Source organism: Fibrella musci (genome assembly GCF_041321105.1).
In the GTDB taxonomy this organism is placed as follows: domain Bacteria; phylum Bacteroidota; class Bacteroidia; order Cytophagales; family Spirosomataceae; genus Fibrella; species Fibrella musci.
In genome coordinates this window covers 159,853-184,611 of record NZ_JBGGWD010000008.1, presented here as the reverse complement: position 1 = coordinate 184,611, position 24,759 = coordinate 159,853, and the positions used below count along the sequence as shown (strand labels likewise).

The following is a 24,759-nucleotide window of genomic DNA, read 5'->3' as shown; positions in this document are numbered from 1 at the left end:
ACGCATAGTCATGACTCTCTATAAATCAACTTACTTCGCAGGCGTAGCCCTGCTCGCCGGACTGGCCCTCACAGCCTGCCAGAAGGACACCGACGGCAGCCCGCAGATTGCCCCCGGTAACCCCGTCGCTACCAAAATATTCCCCGACTCGGCAGCGGGCGGGGTAGCCGTTACCCTCACCGGAACGGGCCTAGGCGACATCCGCACCATCATGTTCGAGAAGCAGAACGTACCTGCGGGCTTCCAGAGCACCCTCAACACCGACGGCGCCATCATCTTCCGCGTACCGGCCGAGGCTGCGGGCGGGGTGCAGAACGTTATCTTCACGAACAGCGCCGGACAATCGTTGAAAGTGCCATTTAAGGTACTGGCCTACCCGACCGTCAGCGACGTATCGGATTACAACTTCACGAAAGGCACGGTCATCACCATCAACGGCAACAACTTCGACGACGTAACGACCGTAGCCGTAGCCGATTCACTGAAGGGCATTTCCGACAACGCGACCATCGTATCGAAGTCGAAAAAGCAATTGGTGGTGCAGATGCCCGCCACCACCCTGAACCGGGCAACGCTGGCCATTACCAACGGCACCGGCCGGATTCGGACCAAGCAGGAGTTTGTGAACATCGACAAAGCCATGCAGGTCTTTACCGACGCCTACGGCACGTTCGTTGATAACTCATGGGGCGATGCGGGTACAGTGTCGACCAAAGAAGCGAAAGATGGCAAAGCATCGGCCACCAAAACCTTCCAGAAAGGTAACTGGCACCTGATCGGCTTTGCCAACTGGGCAGGTATGACCTACGATCCCACCTATACCTACGTATCGGGCTGGATCAAAGGGGCTTCGGCCGACTACTCGCTCTACCTGACTACCGACGCCGCCAAAGCGGGCTTCGGCGGGTTCGACGAGAAAAACCGGATCGACGTAAAAGCTGGAACGTGGACGTACTTCAAACTCAAGATCTCGGATATCGATTTCTGGTCGGCGGGCTCAACGCTGAAGCAGGTCGGTTTCCGCATCAAAGGCCCCGACAAGCAAGACGAAACGTTCTACTTCGACGACATTTTACTTGTGAAATAGTGCGCCTGAGTACTTAAACCATCATGGGTAGCCTTTCGCTACCTGTGGTGGTTTTTTTCTGCCCAACCGTTTGCCTTTTCAGCGCTGCCCATGCATAACTCTACGCTTTCCAACTATCGTCATTTTTTTACCGGCACCCTATTAATCAGTCTGTTATCTATCGCGACACGAACCCTGGGAGCCGATCCTATCCGTATCGAAGCCGAGTCAGGTACGTTGTCGGGCGTGGAGGTAGCTACTGTCGCGACGGGGTTCTCCGGCAAGGGGTACGTAACGGGCTTCGACAATGCCACCGACCAGCTGAGCCTGAGTGCCACGGTACCGGCGGGGCTTTACGAACTGACCATCGGCTACCGCTCCCCGTCGGGCGACAAAGGCATCGATTTCCAGGTTAATGGCAGCCCGGCCAGTGGCACCCTGAAGCAGGCCGCCGGATTTGGGCCGTTCAGCGGGGGTAAATTTCTGCTGACGGCGGGAACGGCGGTCATCACCATCTTTCGGGGATGGGGCTATTTCGACATCGATTATGTGCTGCTGACACCCGCCACCGTGAAACGCCCGACCAAACCGACCTCTCAGCTGAGTGACGCCGCCGCGACTCCATCGACACTCGGCTTGTATGCCTTTCTGGTCGATCAGTATGGCCAGAAGGTCATTGCCGGGCAGCAGGACGATGTAGAGTATATACTTGATAAAACGGGCAAAGAACCCGCCATTGGCGCTTTCGACCTCATCGACTACTCCCCTACCCGCGTGCAGAACGGGGCCAAACCGCTGCGCAGCAGTGAGGCCTGTATCGACTGGGCCAGGAAAGGCAACGGGCGCGGCATCGTTAGCCTGATGTGGCACTGGAACGCCCCCACCGACCTCATTAACCAGGCCCCCGACAAACTCTGGTGGCGAGGCTTTTATACCGACGCCACCACCTTCGACCTGAGCGCCGTCCTGGCCGACAAGAACAGCCAACGGTATGCGCTCCTGTTGCGCGACATCGACGCCATTGCGGTCGAGCTTAAGAAATTTCAGGCTGCCGACGTACCTGTGCTGTGGCGACCGCTGCACGAAGCCCCCGGCGGCTGGTTCTGGTGGGGAGCCAAAGGCCCGGCTCCATTCCGGCAACTCTGGCAACTCCTCTACGATCGGCTCACCAATTACCACAACCTGCACAACCTGATCTGGGTCTACACCGGCACCGACACGATCAACCCCAACTGGTACCCCGGCGATGCCTACGTGGATGTGGTGGGACTTGACATTTACAGCGTACCCAACGCCACCCTCAGCACCAACTGGGACAATGCGCTGGCTCAGTTTGAGGGTAAAAAGCTCGTTACGCTCTCCGAATCAGGCAACCCGCCCACGCTCGACGCCATTCGCGGGCTGGCTACCTGGTGGTCGTGGTTTGCCGTCTGGACGGGCACCGATTACATCAAAAAACAACCCGTCAATCAGCTCCGCACCCTGTTCACGGATGCCGACATCATCACCCGCGACGAACTGCCCGACTGGCGCAAAGCCATCACACCCGTTATCACAGGCGTCGACCCCGACCCCGGTTTTCGCGTAACGGCGGTGGGCAACCCCATCGATGGCAGTCAGGTCGATCTGGATATTCAGGGGGCCGAGGGGCAGGCGCTGCGGTTCGTGGTGTTCGATACACGGGGCCGGCAACTGACCGAACGCGCCGTAACGCCCCGCACGGCCTCCCTGCGCTACTCGTTTCCGCTCGGTTCGCACGAGCCGGGCCTTTACCTGATACGTATATTCTCCGCCACGAACGCTTCTACCTTAAAGTTGCTTAAATCCTAAATTCCCACGTACCTGATTTATGAAATCCCCCTCTTACTCCCTGCTAGCCGTGCTGGTGTTGGGTTACCTGACCGCTTCGGTCGCCAACGCCCAGTCCCTCGGCCTCTTCGACGGCCATACCGATGTGGGTAAGGTCAAAAAGGCCGGTTCAGCCCGCTACGACGCCAAGAAAGATGAATACACACTCACCGGTGCGGGCTACAACATCTGGTTTGACCACGACGAATTTCACTTTCTGTGGAAACGCATGAAAGGCGACTTCATCCTGACGACCCGCGCCAGCCTGATCGGCACGGGTGTCGATCCGCACCGTAAAGTGGGCTGGATGGTCCGCAGTAGCCTCGACAGCAATTCGGCCCACATCAACGCCGCTGAGCACGGCGACGGCCTCACGTCACTCCAGTTTCGCCGCAAAACCGGCGCGCTAACCGAAGAAGTAAAAGCCAAAATAACCGGAGCCGACGTGATTCAACTGGAACGGCAGGGCAACAAATACATCATGTCGGTGGCTAAATTCGGCGAAACGTTCGTCACCGAAGAAGTTACCGACCTCGACTTGGGTGATGAAGTCTACGTGGGGTTGTTTATTGGCTCGCATAACAAAGACGTTGTGGAGCGCGGCGTTTTTCAGGATGTGCGGATGTACGTACCTGCTCCCGCCACCCTTGTTCCGTATCGCCAGTACCTGGGCAGCGACCTCGAACTGATGGACGTGGCTACCGGACACCGCGAAAAAATCTACCACTCGCCCGGGTCGATACAGGCCCCAAACTGGACGCTCGATAACAAAGCGCTCCTCTATAACGGTGACGGTAAAATTTACCGGTTCGACCTGAAGAAGAAAACACCGGTCCTGCTCAACACCGGCGAGGTCACCAACAACAACAACGACCACGTAATCTCGTTCGACGGCAAGATGCTCGGCCTCAGCAACAGCAATACACCCACCCCCGACGGGCCCAAGTCGATCATCTACACTGTTCCCATTGGCGGGGGTACCCCCAAACGCATCACGCCCATCGGCCATTCGTACCTCCACGGCTGGTCGCCCGATGGAAAATGGCTGGTTTACACGGCTCAACGCGATGGCGATTACAACATCTACAAGGTACCAGCCAATGGCGGGACCGAGGTGCAGCTCACCACGGCCAAAGGCCTTGATGATGGCCCCGAATATTCGCCGGACGGCAAATACATCTATTTCAACTCGACGCGCAGTGGGCTGATGCAGCTCTGGCGCATGAAACCCGACGGCAGCGAACAGGAGCAAATCACCAACGACGAGTTCAACAACTGGTTTCCGCACATCTCGCCCGATGGCAAACAGATGGTATTCCTGTCATTTGGCCAGGACGTAAAACCCGACGACCACCCGTTTTACAAGCGCGTTTACCTGCGTCATTTGCCGCTCGAAAACGGTAACCCGGTAAAGACCCGCCCCAGAGCTATTGCCTATCTGTACGGTGGTCAGGGCACGATCAACACACCTTCGTGGTCGCCTGACAGTAAAAAGATCGCGTTCATCAGCAACTCGGCACCGCTCACCGCCGTCCCCGCGTCGGGCAAATAGGCACACGCCATCCGTAACCAGCCGCCGCGTTCAGTATTCACTGACGCGGCGTTGCTGTTTCAGCCCGGGCAGCCGACCGGCGGGCCTCAACAAATCGATGCTAAAATATCTTGGTAATGTATAGTTTTGCAAAACGCCTTTGGTAAAACGCCCTGTCTCGATGCCTTTCTTCGTCATAAACCGCTCGCCTGACGTCACCGAACCGGGAGCCTCGCCCGAGCAATCGGTCGAACAGCGGCTGTGGGCCGGGTTCATTGCTGGCGACGAAGCAGCCCTCAACATCCTGATGACGACGCACTACCGGTCGCTGTTCCGGTACGGCACCCGTTTTTCTAAAGATCGCGAGTTCATCAAAGATGCTATCCAGGATTTGTTTTTGAACCTCTGGGAGCGCCGCCCCTTTCTGCGGAAAGATGTAGCCATCAAGCCCTACCTGATGGCGTCGCTGCGCCGGGCCATGCACCGGAACGTACCCAGCCCCCGCCCCAACCTCGAACTGGACGACGAGCAGGAGGCTTTTGCGTTTGTGTTTTCGGTGGAAGAACAGTTTATCCAGCACGAAGCTACGTTCCAACGTACCCAGCGCATGCAGCAGTTACTCGACACGCTGCCCCGCCGCCAGAAGGAGGTCATCTACCTGAAATATTTTCAGGAACTCGACCGGGAGCACATCGCACAGGTGATGGACATCGCTCCGCAGACCGTCTCGAATCTCCTTCAGCTTGCCCTCCGGCAACTTCGCCAACAAGGGGCTGCTCAGTTGCTTACGTGGCTGGCTACCACACTGATAGCCACAGGTACGTTGGCCGTCTGCTGAGAAAAATTAAAAATTTTCTGAAAATTTTGGTATCTGTCGGCCGTTGTTGTCTATCTGCTTATGAGCGGCTCAACTCCGGCTATGAAACGATACCTTCAGTACCATGTTGATGATTTTGTCTGGGATTTGGCCTTCCGGCAATGGGTGCTGACACCCACCCGCGAAACCGAAGCGCAGTGGCGGCAATGGCTGGTTACTCACCCCGACAAAGCCCCCCTGATCGATGAAGCCCGGGCGCTGGTGCTGGCCCTGCAACCCGGCGATCTTCCCCTTAGCGATCAGGAGATTCAACAGGCCGTTCAGCGAACCATCGAGCGTACGCGTCAGCGCGGCCAGTCGGTGAGCACTGCCGGATCGGCTTCGCGGCCTGTCCCGCTCTACCAACGGCCGTGGCTACGGGTGGCGGCAGCTCTGCTGCTCCTGCTGGGCATTACGGGCTGGCTTTGGCTCAACTACCTGATGACCGACGACGCCCGCCGCCCGGCGCTGGTTAGCTACGAACAGCTGGTAACGGCGCAGAAACAGACCCTTATGGAGCGGTTCAACCAGACCAAACAAACCATTCCCGTCAAGCTACAGGATGGGTCGTTGGTGCTGCTCAAGCCCGGTAGCCGCCTCAGCTACGTACCTGAGTTCCGGGGCACGCGGCGCGAGGTCTACCTCTCAGGCGAGGCCTTCTTCGAAGTAGCGAAGGATGCCAGCAAGCCCTTCCTGATTTACGCCAACGGACTCACCACCAAAGTACTGGGCACTAGCTTTCTGATCAAAGCGTACCCCAAAGATCCCAACGTGACGGTCGAAGTGAAAACCGGGCGGGTGGCGGTGTTTGCCCGGAAAGACCCGACCCACCAGCAAAAAGTAGCCGACCGCGACCTGACCGGCCTGGTGCTTATTCCCAACCAGAAAATTGTGTTTGAACGCGAGCAGGCCCGACTGGCCAAATCGCTGGTCGACAACCCGCAGTTGCTGCCCGGCCCGTCGCAGAAAAATCCGTTTGTTTTCGACGATACCCCTCTGCCCACGGTCTTCACGACGCTGGAACGGGCCTACGGAGTCAATATCGTCTTCGACAGCGATCTGCTGGCCAATTGCCCCCTGACGGCCGAGCTGACCGATCAGCCACTCTTCGAAAAACTCGACATCATCTGCCGGGTGATTGAAGCGCATTACGACGTGATGGACGGCCAAATCGTGGTGTACAGCCACGGCTGCAAACCCTAAGCGCTTATGCCCACCCCACCAACCAACCCGAACAACAACCAGACCACTGTCTAACGAAAAAGTCGGCAATGCGCCAACATTGCCGACCTGATTGCTCCCCCTGCTGAGTTGGAACCTGAGCTATCCCGCGTGCGGGATGCGGGGGATTGTTTTGCCTTATGTTTCACTAACAAAACGTACCAAAACTATGAAAAAATGGGTACAACGGAAATCTGTATTGGGTAAGCTTATGCACATCACCTGTACACAACTCCTGCTGGCGCTGCTCTTTGTGGGCGCAAGTTTTGCCCACGACGGAAAGGCACAGGCTATTCTGGACCAGAAGGTTACGCTGCAAGCGCAGTCGCTCGACGTCCGAACGGTGCTGAACCAGATCGAACAACAGACCGACGCCCGGTTTGTCTTCAGTTCGCGCCTCATCAAAACCAACCGAAAGGTGACGATCTCGGCCACCAACGAATCGCTCGGCGCGGTGCTAACCCGTATTCTGAAGCCCCTGCAAATCGACTACGAAGTGGTGCAACGGCTGATTATGCTCCGCCGGGGCGACAGCATGGGGCTGGCCGAACCGCCCACCGCCCCTACCGACGACATGCTGGCGGCGCTCGAAAAGAGTATCTCCGGCACCGTTACCGACGAAACCGGCGAAGGCCTGCCCGGCGTCAGCGTGGTGCTCAAAGGCACGCAGCGGGGCAGCACCACCGACGTGTCGGGTAAGTTCCGCCTCGCCATTCCCGATGATGCCGCCGCGCCCGTGCTGGTGTTTTCCTTTGTAGGGTACCTGCCGCAGGAAGTCGCCATCGGTAGTCAGTCGGTCGTCAATGTATCGCTGAAGGCCGACCAGAAATCGCTCGATGAAGTGGTGGTCGTGGGCTACGGCACGCAGTCGAGGCGCGTCGTGACGGGCTCGGTGGCGAAAGTCGACCTTGGCTCGCTGGAAACGACGCCCAATACCAATATTGCCCAGGCGCTGCGGGGCCGGGTGGCGGGCGTTCAGTTTACCGACAACGGTCGGCCGGGGCAGGGTGGCAACATCTTGGTTCGTGGGCAACGCTCCATCACGGCCGGCAACAACCCGCTGATTATTCTGGACGGTATTTTCTTCGAAGGTGCCCTGTCCGACATCAACCCCGGCGATATCGAGTCGATGGAGGTGCTGAAAGATGCGTCGGCAACGGCCATTTACGGAGCCCGCGCCGCCAACGGGGTCATTCTGATTTCGTCCAAGAAAGGCACGACCGAAAAGCCAACCATCCGCCTCTCGACCTTCTACGGCGTGTCGAGCTGGAGCCGCAAACCCAAGCTGCTCTCGCCCGAGCGCTACCTGCAAAAGGTGCTCGACTACCGCTTGCAGGCCGGTCTGGCCTCGGACCCAACCAAAGTAGCCGATTACCTGGATGCGACCGAGAAGAAAAACTACCTGGCTGGCAACGTCATCGACCCCTGGGACCTGATCTCGCAGCCGGGCAGCATCCAGAATTACGACCTCAACATTTCGGGCCGGTCGAGCCGCACCAATTATTTTTTGTCGGCCAATATCAACAAAGACAAAGGCCTGATTTACAACGATAACGCCAGCCGTACAAGCGTGCGGGTAAATGTTGAAAACCAGATCACCGACTGGATCAAAGTGGGCGTGAACGCACAATACGCCGAGCGCGATCTATCGGGGCAGGAAGGGAATCTTGGCGCGGCGTTCTGGACTACGCCCTTTGTGTCGCCCTGGCTCGACGAAGCCAAAACAGACCCCAACCCCTTCCCTACAGAAGACAACCTGGCCGGGCCGGTGCTGTTCAACGCGATCATCAACCAGAACGAGGAAAAACAGCGCAACCTGTTCGCCAATTTCTTCGGGATCATCGACGTGCCGTTTGTCAAAGGCCTGTCGTACCGGATTAATTACTCGCCCAACTATCGATGGTATGAGCTGAACAACTTCAGCCCGGTCTATCAGCGGAATGGCATCAACTCGACCGGCAGCGCCAACCGCCGTACCGATTTTAACCGCAACTGGGTGCTGGAAAACATCCTCACCTATTCGCGGCAATTCGGGCAGGATCACAACCTCGATCTGACGTTGCTCTACGGTCGCAATCAGGCCTATTCCAACTCACTGGTGGGGTCGGGCGTCGATTTCACCGGGTCGAGCGATGCCAACGGCTGGAACAACCTGGCCCTGGCCAAAATCCAGACTACCACGAGTACGGCCTCACAGGTCGACGCCATCTCGTCGATGGCGCGCCTGAACTACCGCCTGAAAGACCGCTACCTGCTGACGTTCACGACCCGCCGCGACGGAAACTCGGTATTCGGAGCGAACAACAAATTCGCCATTTTTCCCTCGGCGGCGCTGGGCTGGATCGTGTCCAACGAGTCGTTCATGAAACAGTTTCCGCTGTTTAATCTGCTGAAGCTTCGGGCCTCGTATGGCTCGGTGGGTAACCAGGCCATTGAGCCATACAGCACGCTGGTGCGGCAGGGACAGGGCCTGTATGTCTTCGGCGATGGCGGCACTACATCGGTGGGGCTCTTTCCCGCCAACATGGCCAACCCCAACCTACGCTGGGAAACGACCACCACGACCAACCTCGCCGTCGATTTCGAGTTGCTGAAAGGGCGCATTGGTGGCACCATCGAGTGGTACAACATGGATACCAAAGACCTGCTGCTCAACCGGCAGTTACCCACGCCAACGGGCTTTGCGAGTGTACTGACCAACGTAGGCGCCACCAACAACCGGGGTCTTGAGGTAAGCCTCAACACGCTTAACCTGAAACGCGACCGCCTTGAATGGACCAGCAACATCGTGTTTTCGTCGAACCGCAACCGCATTGTACACATCTACAACAGCGACATCAACGGCGACGGCGTTGAGGACAACGACATTGGTAACCAGTGGTTTGTGGGCCAGCCCATTCAGGTGCTTTATGACTACACCTTTGATGGGATTTACCAGGCTAATGATCAGATACCGACCGGACAACGAGCGGGCTTCGTGCGGGTCAAAGACCTGAACGGGGATGGTAAAATCGACGCCAATGACCGGAGCGTGATCGGCAACCGCGACGCGCGTTTCCGGTGGAGTTTCACCAACAACCTGCGTTGGGGACCGTTCAACCTGATGGTCATGCTCAACTCGATGATGGGCTGGCAGGGCATCAATACGCTTGCGGCCACCAGTGAACGTGTCAGCACGACCACCGCCGGTAACTTCCCCAGCCGCGTCACCAACTTTCAGGATCTGGGCTGGTGGACACCCGACAACATGTCGAACACCCGGCCGTCGCTGGTGTACACCAATCCGCTGGCCACAGCCGCCGGCCTCATCGAAAGCCGCGATTTTGTGCGCCTTCAGGAAGTATCGCTGTCATACGACGTACCCAAGCCTGTGCTGAACAAGCTCAAGATGGCGTCACTGCGGGTGTTTGTCAGCGGGCGTAACCTCTACACGCTCACCAACTGGAACGGCGTGGACCCCGAAACGGGCTATAACACTCGCTCTTCGATCTTCCCCACGCCCCGCACGCTTTCGGGTGGTCTCTCTTTCAGTTTCTAACCGTTTCGTCTGACACGTTCCTATGAAGTATATCGTCAAAAAACTGGTCACCGGCGCGCTGCTCGTCAGCGGTCTGCTCCTGACACAGGGCTGCGATGAGGCGGTCCTCAACGAAAAGCCCCTATCCTTTCTATCGCCCGATGTCACGCTGGTCAATAATGCGGGTTTTCAAAGTGCCATTGTGGGGCTGCATCAGGGCTTCCGCGAATTGTTCGGCCAGAATAACGACAACGCCGACGGCTGGTGGTCGCTCTATTTCGGCACCGACATTGGCACCATCGGCACCCGCGATACGCACATGCGTGACTATGCCACGCAGTTGACGCCCACCTTCTTCGGGGTGACGTGGTTCTGGAACTGGGGCTACCTGACCATGATGCCCCGCGCCAATCAGATCATCGAGTACGCCCAGCGCCCAACGGTAACCTGGACTAGTGACGCGCAGAAAAACGCCGTCATTGCCGAAGCCCGTTTCTTCCGCGCCTACACGCTCAATCTGCTCACGAACCTGTACGGCGACGTACCTATCGCTGATAAAGTCTTTACCGAACCCAAGGTCGATTTTCAGCGTGCACCCCGCAAAGACGTGCTGGCCTTCATCCGGGCCGATCTGGAGTTTGCTTCGCAGAACCTGCCCCTGACCACCACCATCCAGGGCCGGATCACCAAAGATGCCGCCGACCACCTGCTCACCGAGGTGGCTATTAGCCAGGGCGATTACGACCGAGCCATTACCGCCGCTACGTCGGTGATTTCGTCGGGACGTAACCAGCTGATGACCAACCGCTTCGGCAGCACACGTACCCAGCCGGGCGATGTCTATTCCGATCTGTGGAAAGATGGCAACCAGAACCGGTCGTCGGGGAATCTGGAAAATATCTGGGTGATGCAGTACGAGTTTCAGACGCCGGGCGGCTCACCCACGTCAGGTTTTGCCAAACCCTGGCTTCGGGCCTGGGGCGCGCGTTACTTCGATGCGCGTGATCCCAATAATGCCCCCGGTGGGCTGGTCGTCGATAGCCTCGGGCGGGGCGTGAGCTGGATGCGGCCCAACAACCACGTGCTGCACACGATCTGGCGCGAAGACGCCAACGACATGCGCAACTCGCCCAACAACATCCGCCGGCAGTGGTATTACAACAACCCCGCGTCGAAGTTCTTCGGGCAGCCCATTAAGCCGCACCAGTACCTCGACACGCTCTACCACATCTACCCGGCGTTCCGGAAAATAGAAGGGCTCTCGCTGGCCGGGGCCACCAACACCCGCACCTTCAGCGACTGGCCCATGATGCGGCTGGCCGAAACGTACCTGCTGCGGGCCGAAGCCTACCTGCTGAAAAACGACAAGCAGAAAGCCGCCGACGATATCAACGTGGTGCGCCGTCGGGCCAACGCCAAACCCGTCACTACCGACCGCGTCGACCTCGACTACCTGCTCGACGAACGCCTGCGCGAGCTGATCATAGAAGAACCACGCCGCCTCACGCTGAGCCGCATGGGCAAGCTGGTCGACCGCGCCAAGCGTTACAACGGCTTTCCGCTCACTGTCAACACCATTCAGGACAAGAACGCGCTGTTTCCCATCCCGCAGACGTTCATCGACGCCAACTTTGGGTTCAAAGTGGCTCAGAACCCCGGTTATTAATCGAGCGATTACGGGTAAACGCCTGGCTAATAACACCATAACCAATAGTACATTGTTGACGCAAAGTCCTTTGACTAGGTGTCCCCGACAGGCGCACAACCAATATGGTAAACCATTTTAATTAACTCCGTTAACCTCCTCCCAACGTACCTGAGCGCCTTTTGCCGACGCTGGGTACGTTGGGAGCCAACACAAACGCTATGACTTCGCTCAATCGTCGTGATTTTATCCGAACGGCTTCGGCCGCCGGCACCAGCCTGCTTTTATCGCCCTCGCTCTCGGCAGGGGGGCTTTACCAGGGGGCACCCAACGAAAAAGTTGTGCTGGCCATGATGGGCACCAACAGCCGGGGCGCGTTTCTGGCCAAAAACTTTGCCCGAACGCCCCATACCGAGATTGGGTACGTCTGCGATGTGGACGAAAAAGTGCTGGCCCGCACCCTCGACAGTCTGGAAAAACAGACAGGCAAACGGCCGCAGGGCTTCACCGACATTCGTAAGTTGCTCGAAAAGAAAGACTTCGACGCACTGGTGGTAGCCGCGCCCGATCACTGGCATGCCCCCGCTACCATCATGGGTTGTCAGGCGGGCAAGCACGTATATGTAGAGAAGCCGTGCAGCCACAACCCGCACGAGGGCGAAATGGCCGTTGAAGCCGCCCAGAAATACAACCGGCTGGTGCAGATGGGCAGTCAGCGCCGGTCGTTTTCCAACGTGCAGGATGCCGTCAAACGACTGCGCGAAGGCGTGATTGGCCGGGTGTATTTTGCCCGTGGCTGGTATACCAACTGGCGACCGAGCATCGGCAAAGGCAAGGAGGTGCCCGTACCCGGTCATCTCCACTACGATCTGTGGCAGGGCCCCGCCCCCGCCCGCCCCTACCGCGACAACTTGATCCATTACAACTGGCACTGGTTCTGGCATTGGGGCACAGGCGAAGCACTCAACAACGGCACCCACGAACTGGACGTCATGCGCTGGGGCCTCGGTGTCGATTACCCCACTAAAGTGGTGTCGTCGGGCGGGCGCTTTGCCTTCAACGACGACTGGGAAACGCCCGATACCCAGACCATTACGTTCAACTTCGCCAACAATACGGGCATGTCGTGGGAAGGGCGGAGCTGCAACGGCTACGACGCCGAAGGCACGGGCCGGGGCGTGGTGTTTTATGGCGAAAAAGGCACGCTGGTGTATCCCGGTGCCAACAGCTACAGCATCTACGACCAGAAAAACAAGCTGGTGCAGGAGGTCAAAGACAGCACGCCCTACGATGCCACCAACACCGTAAGCCCGCTGGAACAGTTGGATGCCCTTCACCTGCAAAACTTTGTGCAGACCATCCGGGGTGAGGCGAAATTGCAGGCACCCATCAGCGAAGGGCATAAATCGACGTTGCTCCCTCAACTGGGCAACATTGCCTACCGCGTCGGCCGGGTGTTGCAGTGCGACCCCACCAACGGGCACATCCTGAACGACAAAGAGGCCATGAAACTGTGGTCACGCGAGTACAACAAAAGCTGGAACGTCAGAGTCTAAACCGCCCTATCCGATGATCAATCAAGTTATTTCCCGCTTCCTTGTCGGGTTGGGGCTGGTTTGCCTCGGCTCGCCGCTGCTAGCGCAGCAAAAAGCGCCGCTACCGAACCTACCCGGCATGGTGTCGTACACGTACCGGCAGAGTTTCCAACGCAACGTGGAAGCCACGCTGGACACCATCCGGGCATTGGGCATCACGGATATGGAATTCTCAAACCTGTTTGGCAAAACGGCCGCCGAACTTCGGCAATTGCTCGACGAACGCGGCATGCGCTGCTCGTCGTTTGGCGTGAGTTACCCCGATGCCCTCACGAAAACCGATGAGGTCGGTGCCAATGCCAAAGCGCTGGGCGCGCAGTATGTACGCGTCGCCTGGATTCCGCACGAAGCGCCGTTCAATCTGGCCGCCGCGCAGAAAGCCGTGGCCGATTTTAACCAGATCGGCAAACGGCTGAAGGAGCAGTACAACCTTACATTCTGCTACCACAACCACGGCTACGAGTTCCACCCCGCCCCGGAAGGCACCCTGTTCGACTACATCGTGCAAAAGACCGACCCCAGGTACGTTAGCTTCGAGCTGGACATTCTCTGGACCATCTTTCCGGGCCACGACCCCGTGGCGTTGCTGCGCAAATACGGCAACCGGTTTGCGCTCATGCACCTGAAAGATCTGCGCAAAGGCGTGGTGGGCAATCTGTCGGGCGGAACGCCCACCGAGAACGACGTGGCGCTGGGCACCGGTCAGGCCCAATTGCCGGGCATCATCAAGGCAGCGCAGCAGGCGGGCGTCCGGCATTTCTACATCGAAGACGAAAGCCCCAACATCGCCACGCAGGTGCCGCAAAGCCTGGCCTACTGGCGACAACTAGCCCGCTAACCTACTCAAAACCAAAACCGCCGCGTCCATCGAAACGGAGCGCGGCGGTTTACGGTGAGAACGTACCCAGACCTGCTCAGCGGGACATGTAGGGTCCATGCCAGCGTTTTACGGTAAGCGTCGGGTTGGTATCATCCAGCACCCCAACCCAATACTGCCTGCCGCCGGGCAGCACCCGGATCAGCACGTGCCCTTCGGTGCTGCGGTAAATCTGGTTGAGCCAGAAACCCAGGTACGTTTTGCTTTCGGGTAGCAGGTGCAGCGCAAAGGCATCGCGTTTCTGACCCTTCGGCAACGTACCCAGCCGATGCATGACTTCCTGCCCCGGCTGATCGGAGCACCACGACTGCTGAACGGCTACCGTCGGGTTCAGGGTGTTCAGGAAGGTTTCGTTGCTGGCGTCGCGGTTGCCGTGGTGGTTCAGCGTCATCACATCCACGGGACCAACGGCTTTGGCCATAGGCGTTTCGGTGTCGAACCAGTGGGGCATGCCGTAGCCACGCAAACCGGTGTTGTCGGCTCCGGTAAAATAATCGAACGGGCCATAGCTGAACGTGAAGGCCATACAGAGCGGGTTCTCGTTGAATTTACCCTGCTTGTTCAGTACCGAATCGGCGGTGAAATGGGCAAACGTTTCGCTGCCTTTGCCCGTCCAGATGGTGCCGTTCACTTTCACATTCTGCACCCGGAAAGCTGGGTACGTTGCCGGTTGCTGCCGTAGCACAATCTGCTGACGGCTCCCCGCCTTCAGCATCTCGGCTTTGGCTCCCTGCTTCACTTTGGCATCCACAAACGCTACGTAGTTCAGGAACGTACTGCCTTCTTCGTTGTAGTAGTTACGCAAATCGACCGGAAACGCATAGGCCGGATACCCCCGGTCGATGATGGTTTTTACGGGCAATACATCACCGACTTCCGTAATACCCGTTCGCTGAAACGACCGCCCCGATTCGGGCTTGTTACGCTCGGTGAGGTCGCCGTAGTGATCGGCGTGGAAGTGCGACACCACGAGGTAATCCAGTTGGGGCGACCGACCGGCGGGCATGGTTTGTTTGACGTAGTCGATAATCCACTGCCCGGCCGTTTGGCTGTCGTTGGGGCGGGCTGGTGCTACTTTCAACGGGGCATTTTTTCGCAAAAATGGGGTCGCATTCAGGTCACCGGCGTCCAGCAGCATCGTTGTGCCATCGGGGAAAATGAAGAAGGTACTGTTGCCCCGGCCCGTGTTGATGTGGTGAATGTCCAGATAGCCTGCCTGCCACCGTAACGACGTATCAGCGGGGCTGGTTTGGGCCTGAGCCTGCTGAACGTAGCAAAGAAGTGTAAAGACAACCAGCTTGATTTTCATGGAGATGCGTGGGTACGTTACGACTAACGGCGTGTTCATTACCGGTGCAGCCCCCTGGCCCGAAGGTATTCCAGCAACTCTTTGGGGCGGTCTGTCTGAATCATGGTTGCGCCGTGGGCAAGGAGCCAACCCCAGCCCGCTTCAGGGTTGCCTTCTTCCTGGCTGAGTTCGTCGTCATGACCGCCGTTCTGATCGGCCCACAGGCTGTTGAACCAGATTCGTGAACCCGCTGGCGGAATGGTTTTGTAAAGCGACCGTTCTAACGCACTATCGGTCTGGAAAAGAAGCTCGTAGGCTACGGGTTTCATTTTCTCCTCGTAGGTGCTGATTTTGGCGTTGGCATCCGGTCGGTCCAGGTGCACGATGGGCATATACGCGAGTTTACCGCCGAGCAGGTCGCCATTTTCGGCTTTAGCCTCGTCGTATGATTTGCTCGATTTGATAATCGCGTGATCCACCGTGCCCGTTTTTTCCAATATCGCGTAGGCATCTTTGTAGTAATCGTAGCCTTTATCGATGTTGATCATGACCCGGCCTTTAGCCAGCCGCATACAGGCCTCGAAGGTCGGAATCCGCTGCCGGGTCGGGCCACCGTGCTCGTTTTTCAGCGTTAGTTTCTGGATTTCATCCCAGGTATACTCCTCCGGTTTGCCGTGGCCCGACGTGGTTCGGTCAATCGTTGCGTCGTGCATCAGAATCAGTACGCCGTCTTTGGTTTTTTTGAGGTCGATTTCAACGATGTCGACACCCATTTGTATTGCTTTTTCGATACACATCAGGGAGTTTTCCGGGGCACCCCGCCAGTCGCCCCGGTGTGCTACTACCAGCACCTGTTTGCTGGCAGGGTTGTGCAACTCGCGAATGATGGCCTCTACAGGTTCCGATTGCGCCCACGCCAGGCTGGTAATGAGTACCGAAGTAAGTAAGAGCAGGAATCGACGCATACATGGTGTGCTGGAAGGAGTTCGCTTCATCAGTAGCCAGGGTTTTGTTTGATGGCTGGGTCCGTGTCGATCTGGCTTTGCGGAATGGGCATCAGCAGGTCTTTGGCCGAGATGGTAATCAGGATATTATTCGCTTTGAACCAGGCATTCATGACCGAAATGGCCGTGCCGGTCCGTAGCAAATCGAACCAGCGATGGCCTTCGCCAACCAGCTCTAGCTGACGTTCGAGGTCAATAGCCGCCCGCATATCGACCTGCGACGTAGCCGTGGTGTTTGCCAAACCCGCCCGCGTCCGAATCAGGTTCAGGTTGGTAGCGGCTGCGGTGGTGTTCCCTAATTCGTTTTCCGCTTCGGCCAGCATCAGCAGGGCGTCGGCGTAGCGAAGTACCACTACGTCGCTACCGCCGTCGGTAATTACGGTTGGCTGGGCCAGTTTACGGCTCCACGGAATCCCCGTCGCTGTAGCCGTGATGAACGTACCTCGGCGTTTGTCGGCAGCGGTAAACAGGGCGTACAAACTTTTCGTGGGCAGGTTATGGCCTTTCGCGCCCGACACCGTGCCTGATGGCGCATTTTGCTGAAACATGGTGCTGCCCTCGGTGTTGCCGTTTACGTTCGATGCAAACTGGACCGCGAAGATTATCTCCTTGTTGTTTTCATTCGCGATGCTGAACACATCAGCGGGGTTGGGCTGCAGCGCGTGTTTGCCGGACGCTACCACCGCCTGAAGCAACGTGCGGGCTTCGGCGTAGTTTTTCTGCGTCAGATGCACCTTCGCCAACAAGGTTTGAGCAGCCGTTTTGACCACTTTTCCGGGTAGTGTGGTAGTTTCTGGCAACGTAGCAATGGCGTCGGTCAGGTCTTTTTTGATCTGGTCATACACCTGCGCCACCGGCGTGCGCCCCTGCCCAAAGTACGCGTTCGGGTTTTCGGTTTCCTGCGTCACCAGCGGTACGTCGCCGTAGAGTCGAACCAGGTTGAAATACAGCAGTGCCCGGATAAACTTCATCTCGCCGACGCGGGCCTTCTTGGTAGCCTCTACCGCATAGGAAACCTTATCGATCCGGTTCAGCACAACGTTGGCCCGTTGAATGGCCCGGTACGAATCCCGCCAGACCGTTGTTACCATTTCGTTGGCCGGAATAATGGCAAACTGATCGATCTGCCCATACGTACCGTTGTCGTTGGCCGGTACTTCATCGTACGTAACATCAGACTGGATTTCGGAAAAGGCCGGAAAGTACAGGCCATACAGCCCATTCGCCTGAAGTTTGGCATACGTGGCATTCACGTATTCTTCAACTTCAATTTCGTTCTGAAGAAAATTGCTGAGTTCTTTCGACGTAAGAGGGCTCTGAAACAACTCCTTATCGCAGGATGCCATGCCGAGCAAACCGCCCAGCCATAGGCAAATTGATACTATCTTTTTCATGTGTGATACGCTTAAAAGGTTACGTTAGCGCCGATGATAAATGACTTGGCAACGGGGTAGTTCGCCTGCGACAGCCCGTTGGTCAGTACGTTATCGGGCGAGGTGGCATCGGGGTTGAAGCCCCGAAACTTGGTGACGGTTACCAGGTTATTGGCCGTTACGTACACCCGCGCGTTCGAGAGTTTTACGGCCGAAAGCCATGTTTTGGGCAGGTTATAGGCCAATTGCAGGTTCCGTAACCGCAGATAATCACCATCTTTGAAGAACAGGTTCGACGCACGAGTCAGACGACGGGCGGCCGAGAAATTACCCAGGTTAGGCTGCGCCAGAAAACCATCGGGGTTGTCGATGGGGTGGTAGCGGTTCTCAAAGTAATACTTGTTGGGGACGCCAAACCCTTCGCCTGCTTCTTCCTGATTCGACAGCTGCGTATCCCAGATTTTTCGTCCCTGAATACCGACGAACGAAAAACTGAGTTCAAGGCCCTTGTAATTGAAATTGCTGGAGAAGCCGTAGGTGAATTTCGGGTTGAAGGTGCCAAACGTTTTGCGGTCGTTGAGGTCGATAACGCCATCGCCGTTCAGGTCTTCCACCACATAATCGCCCAGCAACGTACCTGCCAGTTTAGGCGTGTTGGTCAATTGCTCCTGCGTTTTGAATACGCCCGTTACGTTGTAGCCATACATTTCGGCAATGGAGCCGCCCACGCGCGTCAGGAAGTTGCTCGATCCGCCCGTAATGATCTGACTCTGACCGGGTGCCAGCGCCAGGACCTTGTTGGAGTTGGTGGCAATGTTTCCACTGAACCCCCATTGTACGGCCCCCAGGTTGATCGTGTTCCCACTGATTTCAAGTTCAAACCCACTATTCTGGATGCGGCCGATGTTCTGAATAGACGAACTGAAACCCGATTGTTCCGGCACAGGTACGTCCAGCAGCAGGTCTTTGGTAATGGATGAATAGTAATCGGCGGCTACCGTAAACCGGTTGCCCAGCCCCAGATTCAACCCGACGTTGGTGGACGTTTTAACCTCCCACGACAGGTTTGGGTTGGGTGTGGTGGTAGCCGCAAAGCCCGACGCCAGTGAGTTACCATATACGTAGCTATCGGCATTGACCAGTGCCTTGGAGCCGTAGTAGCCTATCTGATTATTGCCCGACTGGCCCCAGCTTCCACGAATTTTGGCAAACGTGATGAGGTTCGTTTTGGGGAAAAACGATTCGTTGCTGATGATCCAGCCACCGGTAACGGATGGAAAATTACCCCATTTCCGATCATCGCCAAAGCGCGACGACCCATCCCGCCGAATGGTAGCGGTAAACAGGTATCTGTTCAGGTACGAGTACTGAGCCCGTGCCAGATACGACACCTGGGTCCAGGCGTAGCGCGACGCTGAAGCCGTAAACGCACTGGCCCCGCCGATGTTCGTGATGTTGTTGTCAGCAATGCCGGAGCCGGTTACCGTAGTGCCCGAGCCGGTTTCTTTCTGAAACGTAAAACCCGCCAGCAGGTCGAGGCTATGATCGTTGATTTGGCGGTTGTAGGTAACGGTGTTTTCCGATAGATAACTGGCGTTAAAATCGCGGGATTCGGTGGCTACGGCCGGTTTGGGGGCCGTGATCCGATAGCCGCCCACATCCGATGGATTGTAGAAATCGAAGTAGTTGCTAACGATATCACCACCCAGTAATGTCTTGACGGTCAGCCCCTCTATGGGCCGGAAGGCCAGGTACGTATTGCCGAAGGTGCGGAAGAAATCGCGCTGATTCTTGATCTTCAACGCCAGGGCCACCGCGTTTTCACCCAGTGCGCCATCTTCGGGCGTGTTGGCACTAATCTGCTGACTGATAGCCAGCGATCCATCGGCATTGTAGGGCGCAAACATCGGGTACATAATGTACATGTTCGCAATCGGGTCGAACGACTGATTTCCGTTGTTATTAAAAAACGCCTGCGAGTTATACGACGGATTGATGCTCGCGCCCATATCGACTTTATCCGACAGTTTGGAGTCGACCTTAATCGTGCCGCTGTATCGTTTCAGGCCGTTGTTCAGCACAATGCCCTGCTGATTGAAGTAATTGAGCGATACGTAGTAATTCGTTTTGGCCGAGCCGCCCGAAACCGCCACGTTGTAGCTGCTCATCGGCCCATTCCGAAATAGTTCGTTCAGCCAGTTTGTATTGGTCAGGCCGGGCTGATTATCGAGCCAGGGTTGCAGGTAATTCAGGCGAAGTTCGCGCAGGCTGGCTCCTTTGGCAATGCGGGTAGCCCGGTCGTCGGTGATGCTACGGCCCGTCGGATTTTTCGATACGTATCCCCAGTCGCGGGCTTCGGTAAAAAACAAAGCGGACTGGTACGCATCGGCGTATTCCACCTTATCGGCCCGTTGCTGGATACCCGAATACACATCAAACGATACGCTCATTTTGTCGGCTTTGCCCTTTTTTGTCGTGATAATCACCACGCCGTTGGCCGCCCGTGAGCCGTAAATGGCCGCCGATGACGGGTCTTTCAGGATGTCCATTGTTTCGATGTCCTGCGGATTGATCGAGTTAAACGAAGACCCTTCCGATAGCGGGAATCCATCGACCACAATCAGCGGATTACGACCGGCGGTTAATGTCCCGATACCGCGAATCACAATCTGCGGATTCGACCCTGGCTGTGCCGAAGCATCGTTAATGACCACCCCAGCCGCTTTTCCGGCCAATTGCTGGGCGAAACTACTCCCGCTGTAGCGATTCAGTTCCTGCCCTTTTACCTGCGAAATCACGCCCGTTACCTTGGCTTTCGACTGGGCACCGTAGCCAATCACCACGACGTCGCTGAGCAGTTTCTGATCGGATCTGAGGGCCATCGTTACGGCTGTCTGCCCCGCAGCTACGGGTACTTCCTGCGATAGATAGCCGATAAATGAGAAGGTCAGCGTAACGGGGCCATCGGGCACGCCCAGCGCAAACTGGCCCTTCCCGTCGGTGGTAGTGCCGCGCGCCGACCCGTTGAGCAACACACTCACGCCCGGCATAGGCTCCTGACTGACGGCATCCACCACCGTGCCCGTTACCGTTCGCACGGCAACGTCAGCAGGAACGGCATCGTCGAGCAGGGTTACGTTTTTTGAGGGTGCATTTTCACTAGCAGGCTTAAGGATGATCTGCCCACCCAGCACGTCCCAGACAATGTTGGTTTGCCGGAACATGTATTCAAGCACAGCGGCCAGTGGTTTGTTACGGGCCTGGATCGATACCCGTTGTTTAGCCTGAATGACCTGCGGGCTGTACACGAAGCGGACATCGGCGCTTTTTTCGATCGTTGTCAGCACCTGTTCGAGCGGTTGTTTGTCAACCATCAGCGTAACGGGCCGCTTGAGCAATTCCTGCGCCGATACGGGCAGGGCCTGCGCCATGCCAACCAGCAGAGCCATCAGAATGAGTTGATAACCGGTAAATTTCATGACCGTCCACAGCAGCGCGTGGTAGCGTCGGTTGAATTGCATAATTTTGACTGTTTTGTTCACTCCTGAGAAAAGTTGGGCAAAAGCAAGTCCCTTCACCCGCAAAACGGGCGTTTCGAGACCTTCGACGAGGGGCTTTCCCGCCAAAAGCGGGCGATTCCAAAGCCATTGACGGGACCAGCGTCAATGGCTTTTTTAGTAAGTACGTTGTTCGTTTAGCGGCGATGGATCATACAGCGGCGGTTGGGTTGAGGGTTGGTTTCCGGGGAAATTGATCAGTAGTTTATTCAATAACAATGGTGGTTTCGTTCACCCGATACGTGGCGCCGATACTGGCGCAAATCATGTCGAGTTTCGTAAACAGGGGCTGATCGGTCAGTTTGGCGGTCAGCGTGCGGCTGGCTAACCGCTGCGCATCGTACTGGATGGTTACGCCATAGGCGCGCTCCAACTCACCAAACACATCGGCAACGGGCGTATCGGCAAATACAAACTGATTGACAATGGCTTTGGGGTTAACCACCACCGGCTGCGGCACCAGCGTTCGGGCCAGTTGCCCGTTTGCCACGGTGAGGGTGGCCTGCTCGTTGGGGGCCAGCACCAGCCCGGTTTTCCCGCTGGCCGGCGACACCGAGACCCGCCCCGTTCTGACGGCCACCTCGGCCGTTTTCTGCCGGGCAAAGGCGCGCACGTTAAAGCTCGTGCCCAATACCCGCACCAACACCGACGGCGTTTGCACCACAAACGGGTGCGCCTTGTCGGGCGTGACCGAAAAAAACGCTTCGCCCGCCAGCTGAACCGTCCGAAGCGATCCCGAAAAGACCGCCGTGTAGCGCAACTGACTTTTCGGCTGCAACGACACCACACTGCCATCTGCCAGCGTCAACCGTTGTACAGCGTTGGTGGTATTGGTCGTAAGTAGCCATTTGGGCTGTTCGGGGCGGGTAGCTACATCCCCTACTGCCTCGGAGCCCCAACGCTGGTTCCAGACCAGCCAGCCACTGCCTGCCAGCAATAGCAGCGCCACCGACGCCGCCACGGCCCATTGCCAAACCGGGCGAACCGGTCTGCTCGGCAAGGTGCGTATAGGCGTTTCTTCGGCCTCCAGTTCACCCTGCAAGCGTAGCCAGACACGCTGCTGGGCGGGCGCGGTTTCTGCCGGTGGCCTTGGTACGGCTTGCTGCCAGTCGTCGGTCAGTCGCTCAGTCAACGCCGACAAATCGTCCTGCTGGAAGTAGGTCTGCCAGTGGGCCAGTTCGTCGGGTGTGCAGCGGCCTTCCCGCAGTTTGGCAAGTTGTTCGGGCGTAATCATCAGTCGCGTTTCTACAGACCAATACAAACAACTCCGCGCCTACCTTGACGCGGAGTTTTAAGAAATTGTTAAAATCAGAGAAATAATAGAAAAATTACGGCGAGTTTCTCCCGTAACGTCTTGAGAGCCTTCACCATCTGGCTTTCGACGGTAGCGGGCGAGATCCCGAGTTGCTGGGCGATCTCGGCATAAGACAGGTGCTCGAATCGGCTTTTTTCGAAGATTTCGCGCCGTTTGGGCGGTAAGTTTTCCAATGCGGCCTGTAGGCGACTGGTTAGCTCTTCGGTTTGCAGCAGGTGTTCCGTATCGTCGACGGCAGTGGTTTCCGGGGTTTGTTGTTGCCAGTTGGCATAAACGCGCTGCCGGACGATGTCCCGTTTGTACCGGTTGATGAGCAGTTGACGCGCCATCGTAAGCAACTGGGCATCCGTCGGGATGACTTCGGAGAAACTCGCCCGATTTTGCCAGAATTTCAGAAAGACATCGTGGGCCAGGTCTTCGGCCTGTTCAGCATCTCGGGTATGCCGATAGGCAAAGGCATAGACTTTCGGAAAGAAGTCAGTATATACCTGCTGAAACCAACTATGCTCCCTACTGTTACCCACGTTAGTACTGGTCTTTCTAACTGCGCAAAAGTACTATAATTCTTTCGGCACGGATATTACGGAATCGTTATGGCGTCGGGCAGCGATATAGGGTGCCGCTACCGATGTTAATCAGCTTGCGCCGCGTTCGGCCCACAGGCACCTACTCTAAAAGCCATCAACGTAAAACCGCCGCGCCCCACTCAGGGACGCGGCGGTTTTACGTTGCGGAACGTACCCAGGGCCAGCCAGGTACGTTGTTGGGTACGTTGCTTATGGTTTGGCCACCAGCAATTCGCCGAGTTTTTTACCCAGCTCTTCGCCCCGGATGTTCTTCGCCAGAATCTTGCCGTCCGGGCCGATCAGAAAATTCTGCGGGATGGCCCGCACGCCGTAGAGTTTAGCCACGTCGTTGTCCCAGTATTTCAGGTCCGATACCTGCGTCCAGGTCAGCCCGTCTTTGTGGATGGCGCGCATCCAGGCTTCTTTGGCGTTGGGGCGGTCGAGCGATACGCCGAGTACGGTGAAGTTTTTGTCTTTAAACTGGTTGAAATTCTTCACCACGTTGGGGTTTTCCTGCCGGCAGGGGCCGCACCAGCTCGCCCAGAAATCGACCAGCACGTATTTACCCCGGAACGACTTCAGCGATACGGCCTGCCCCAGCGTGTCGGCCTGCGTGAACTCGGGGGCTACTTCGCCGATCGAGGTGGCTTTGAGGTTGGTCAGCACGGTGGCATATTCTTTACCAGCCTTGCTGTTCCTGAGTTCGTCGGAAAGGTCTGCGAAAAGCGGGGCCACGTCGGTGTATTCGGGCACACTGCCACCCGACGCTTTCACGGCGTCGAGACTAACCAGGCTGCGCGGATTGGCTTTGATGAAGTCGGCCCAGATTTTTTTCTGCTCCCCTTCGATGGCGTTGTACCGCTTTTCGATCGATTCGGTAAACTCGGTCGATTTGCGCTGTTCGGCGGTCGCTTTCTGATACTCCTGCATCAGGGCTGCCATCCGGTCGGTGGTGGGTTTCAGCACCGCCTTCAGCTTTTCATTATCGGCATTTAGTTTCGTCCCGGTCACCACGGCATGCAGCGCCGAGTCGGGGCTATTGACGGCGATGGTCCCCGGCTCCAGGTACACCGCTACGCCATTGGCGGCGCTTAACCGGCGCATGCCCACGCCCCGGTGGTCGATGATCAGCATCGCCTTGGTTGGGTCGGCTATGTTGCCTTTAAACGAAAAGGCACCGTTTGTCATGGCCGACGAGTCCAGATTGACGGTTCCGCCCGAAACCGTTCGCAGGTACGCTTTCGCGGGCGCGCTGTACGTACCTACCTTGCCGGTGAGCGTGTAGGTACCACTTTGGGCCAACCCCGCCAGTGGCAGGAGTGCGCAGGCCATAGAAACCAGGTTTTTCACAATCGTTATCAGGCTTGATTTGACGTAATAATAACGGTTACAGACAGCCAGACCATCTGTTTTGGCAATTTTTTAGTCAGAAAGTCACCTAAGACCCAACTGGTGTCTAACTAACCAAGTGGGCACATCAGGCCGCCCGAGCATGGTTTT

The 24,759-nt window shown here is 57.0% G+C and carries 16 protein-coding genes; 9 read left to right on the top strand and 7 right to left on the bottom strand.

The features are described from left to right. The first annotated feature begins 10 nt into the window (after positions 1-10). The 9 genes from ACAW74_RS25190 (at position 11) to ACAW74_RS25150 (ending at position 14,117) form a co-directional block, all read left to right on the top strand. The gene (locus tag ACAW74_RS25190) at positions 11-1,087 is read left to right on the top strand and encodes an IPT/TIG domain-containing protein (RefSeq protein ID WP_370701031.1); all 1,077 of its coding nucleotides are present in this window, start codon (positions 11-13) and stop codon (positions 1,085-1,087) included. A 90-nt stretch (positions 1,088-1,177) separates the two neighbouring features. Further along, positions 1,178-2,896, top strand: coding sequence for a glycosyl hydrolase (locus ACAW74_RS25185; protein WP_370701030.1), 1,719 nt, complete (start codon positions 1,178-1,180; stop codon positions 2,894-2,896). 19 nt (positions 2,897-2,915) lie between these two features. Further along, positions 2,916-4,466 carry a TolB family protein gene (locus tag ACAW74_RS25180; protein ID WP_370701029.1) on the top strand — a complete coding sequence of 517 codons (1,551 nt, stop codon included), beginning with the start codon at positions 2,916-2,918 and terminating at the stop codon, positions 4,464-4,466. A 160-nt stretch (positions 4,467-4,626) separates the two neighbouring features. Further along, a complete protein-coding gene (locus tag ACAW74_RS25175) occupies positions 4,627-5,283 on the top strand; it encodes an RNA polymerase sigma factor (protein WP_370701028.1) in 657 nt (218 codons plus the stop codon). Between the two features lie 81 nt (positions 5,284-5,364). After that, positions 5,365-6,504, top strand: coding sequence for a FecR family protein (locus ACAW74_RS25170; protein WP_370701027.1), 1,140 nt, complete (start codon positions 5,365-5,367; stop codon positions 6,502-6,504). A gap of 187 nt (positions 6,505-6,691) precedes the next feature. Next, positions 6,692-10,060 carry a TonB-dependent receptor gene (locus tag ACAW74_RS25165; RefSeq protein ID WP_370701026.1) on the top strand — a complete coding sequence of 1,123 codons (3,369 nt, stop codon included), beginning with the start codon at positions 6,692-6,694 and terminating at the stop codon, positions 10,058-10,060. Positions 10,061-10,082: 22 nt separating this feature from the next. Further along, entirely contained in the window at positions 10,083-11,705 is a 1,623-nt protein-coding gene (locus tag ACAW74_RS25160) for a RagB/SusD family nutrient uptake outer membrane protein (RefSeq protein WP_370701025.1), read from the top strand. Positions 11,706-11,905: 200 nt separating this feature from the next. Then, a complete protein-coding gene (locus tag ACAW74_RS25155; RefSeq protein ID WP_370701024.1) occupies positions 11,906-13,240 on the top strand; it encodes a Gfo/Idh/MocA family protein in 1,335 nt (444 codons plus the stop codon). Positions 13,241-13,253: 13 nt separating this feature from the next. Then, complete coding sequence (locus ACAW74_RS25150; protein WP_370701023.1) at positions 13,254-14,117, top strand: sugar phosphate isomerase/epimerase family protein; 864 nt, start codon at positions 13,254-13,256, stop codon at positions 14,115-14,117. 76 nt (positions 14,118-14,193) lie between these two features. On the opposite strand, the gene ACAW74_RS25145 is transcribed toward ACAW74_RS25150, so the two are convergent. From ACAW74_RS25145 to ACAW74_RS25115, 7 genes are all read right to left on the bottom strand, one after another. Next, positions 14,194-15,504 carry a ComEC/Rec2 family competence protein gene (locus ACAW74_RS25145; RefSeq protein WP_370701021.1) on the bottom strand — a complete coding sequence of 437 codons (1,311 nt, stop codon included), beginning with the start codon at positions 15,502-15,504 and terminating at the stop codon, positions 14,194-14,196. Next, positions 15,504-16,409, bottom strand: a complete 906-nt coding sequence (locus tag ACAW74_RS25140) for a glycerophosphodiester phosphodiesterase family protein (protein WP_370701020.1) — start codon at positions 16,407-16,409, stop codon at positions 15,504-15,506. The genes ACAW74_RS25145 and ACAW74_RS25140 overlap by 1 nt, the downstream gene beginning before the upstream one ends. Positions 16,410-16,438: 29 nt before the next feature. Then, a complete protein-coding gene (locus ACAW74_RS25135) occupies positions 16,439-17,842 on the bottom strand; it encodes a RagB/SusD family nutrient uptake outer membrane protein (protein ID WP_370701019.1) in 1,404 nt (467 codons plus the stop codon). An 11-nt stretch (positions 17,843-17,853) separates the two neighbouring features. Continuing rightward, entirely contained in the window at positions 17,854-21,342 is a 3,489-nt protein-coding gene (locus ACAW74_RS25130) for a TonB-dependent receptor (RefSeq protein ID WP_370701018.1), read from the bottom strand. A gap of 241 nt (positions 21,343-21,583) precedes the next feature. Continuing rightward, on the bottom strand, positions 21,584-22,612 hold the full coding sequence (locus ACAW74_RS25125) for a FecR family protein (RefSeq protein ID WP_370701017.1): 1,029 nt from the start codon (positions 22,610-22,612) through the stop codon (positions 21,584-21,586). Positions 22,613-22,686: 74 nt separating this feature from the next. Further along, entirely contained in the window at positions 22,687-23,217 is a 531-nt protein-coding gene (locus ACAW74_RS25120; protein ID WP_370701016.1) for an RNA polymerase sigma-70 factor, read from the bottom strand. Between the two features lie 252 nt (positions 23,218-23,469). Next, positions 23,470-24,591, bottom strand: a complete 1,122-nt coding sequence (locus ACAW74_RS25115) for a redoxin domain-containing protein (protein ID WP_370701015.1) — start codon at positions 24,589-24,591, stop codon at positions 23,470-23,472. Positions 24,592-24,759: the final 168 nt, after the last annotated feature.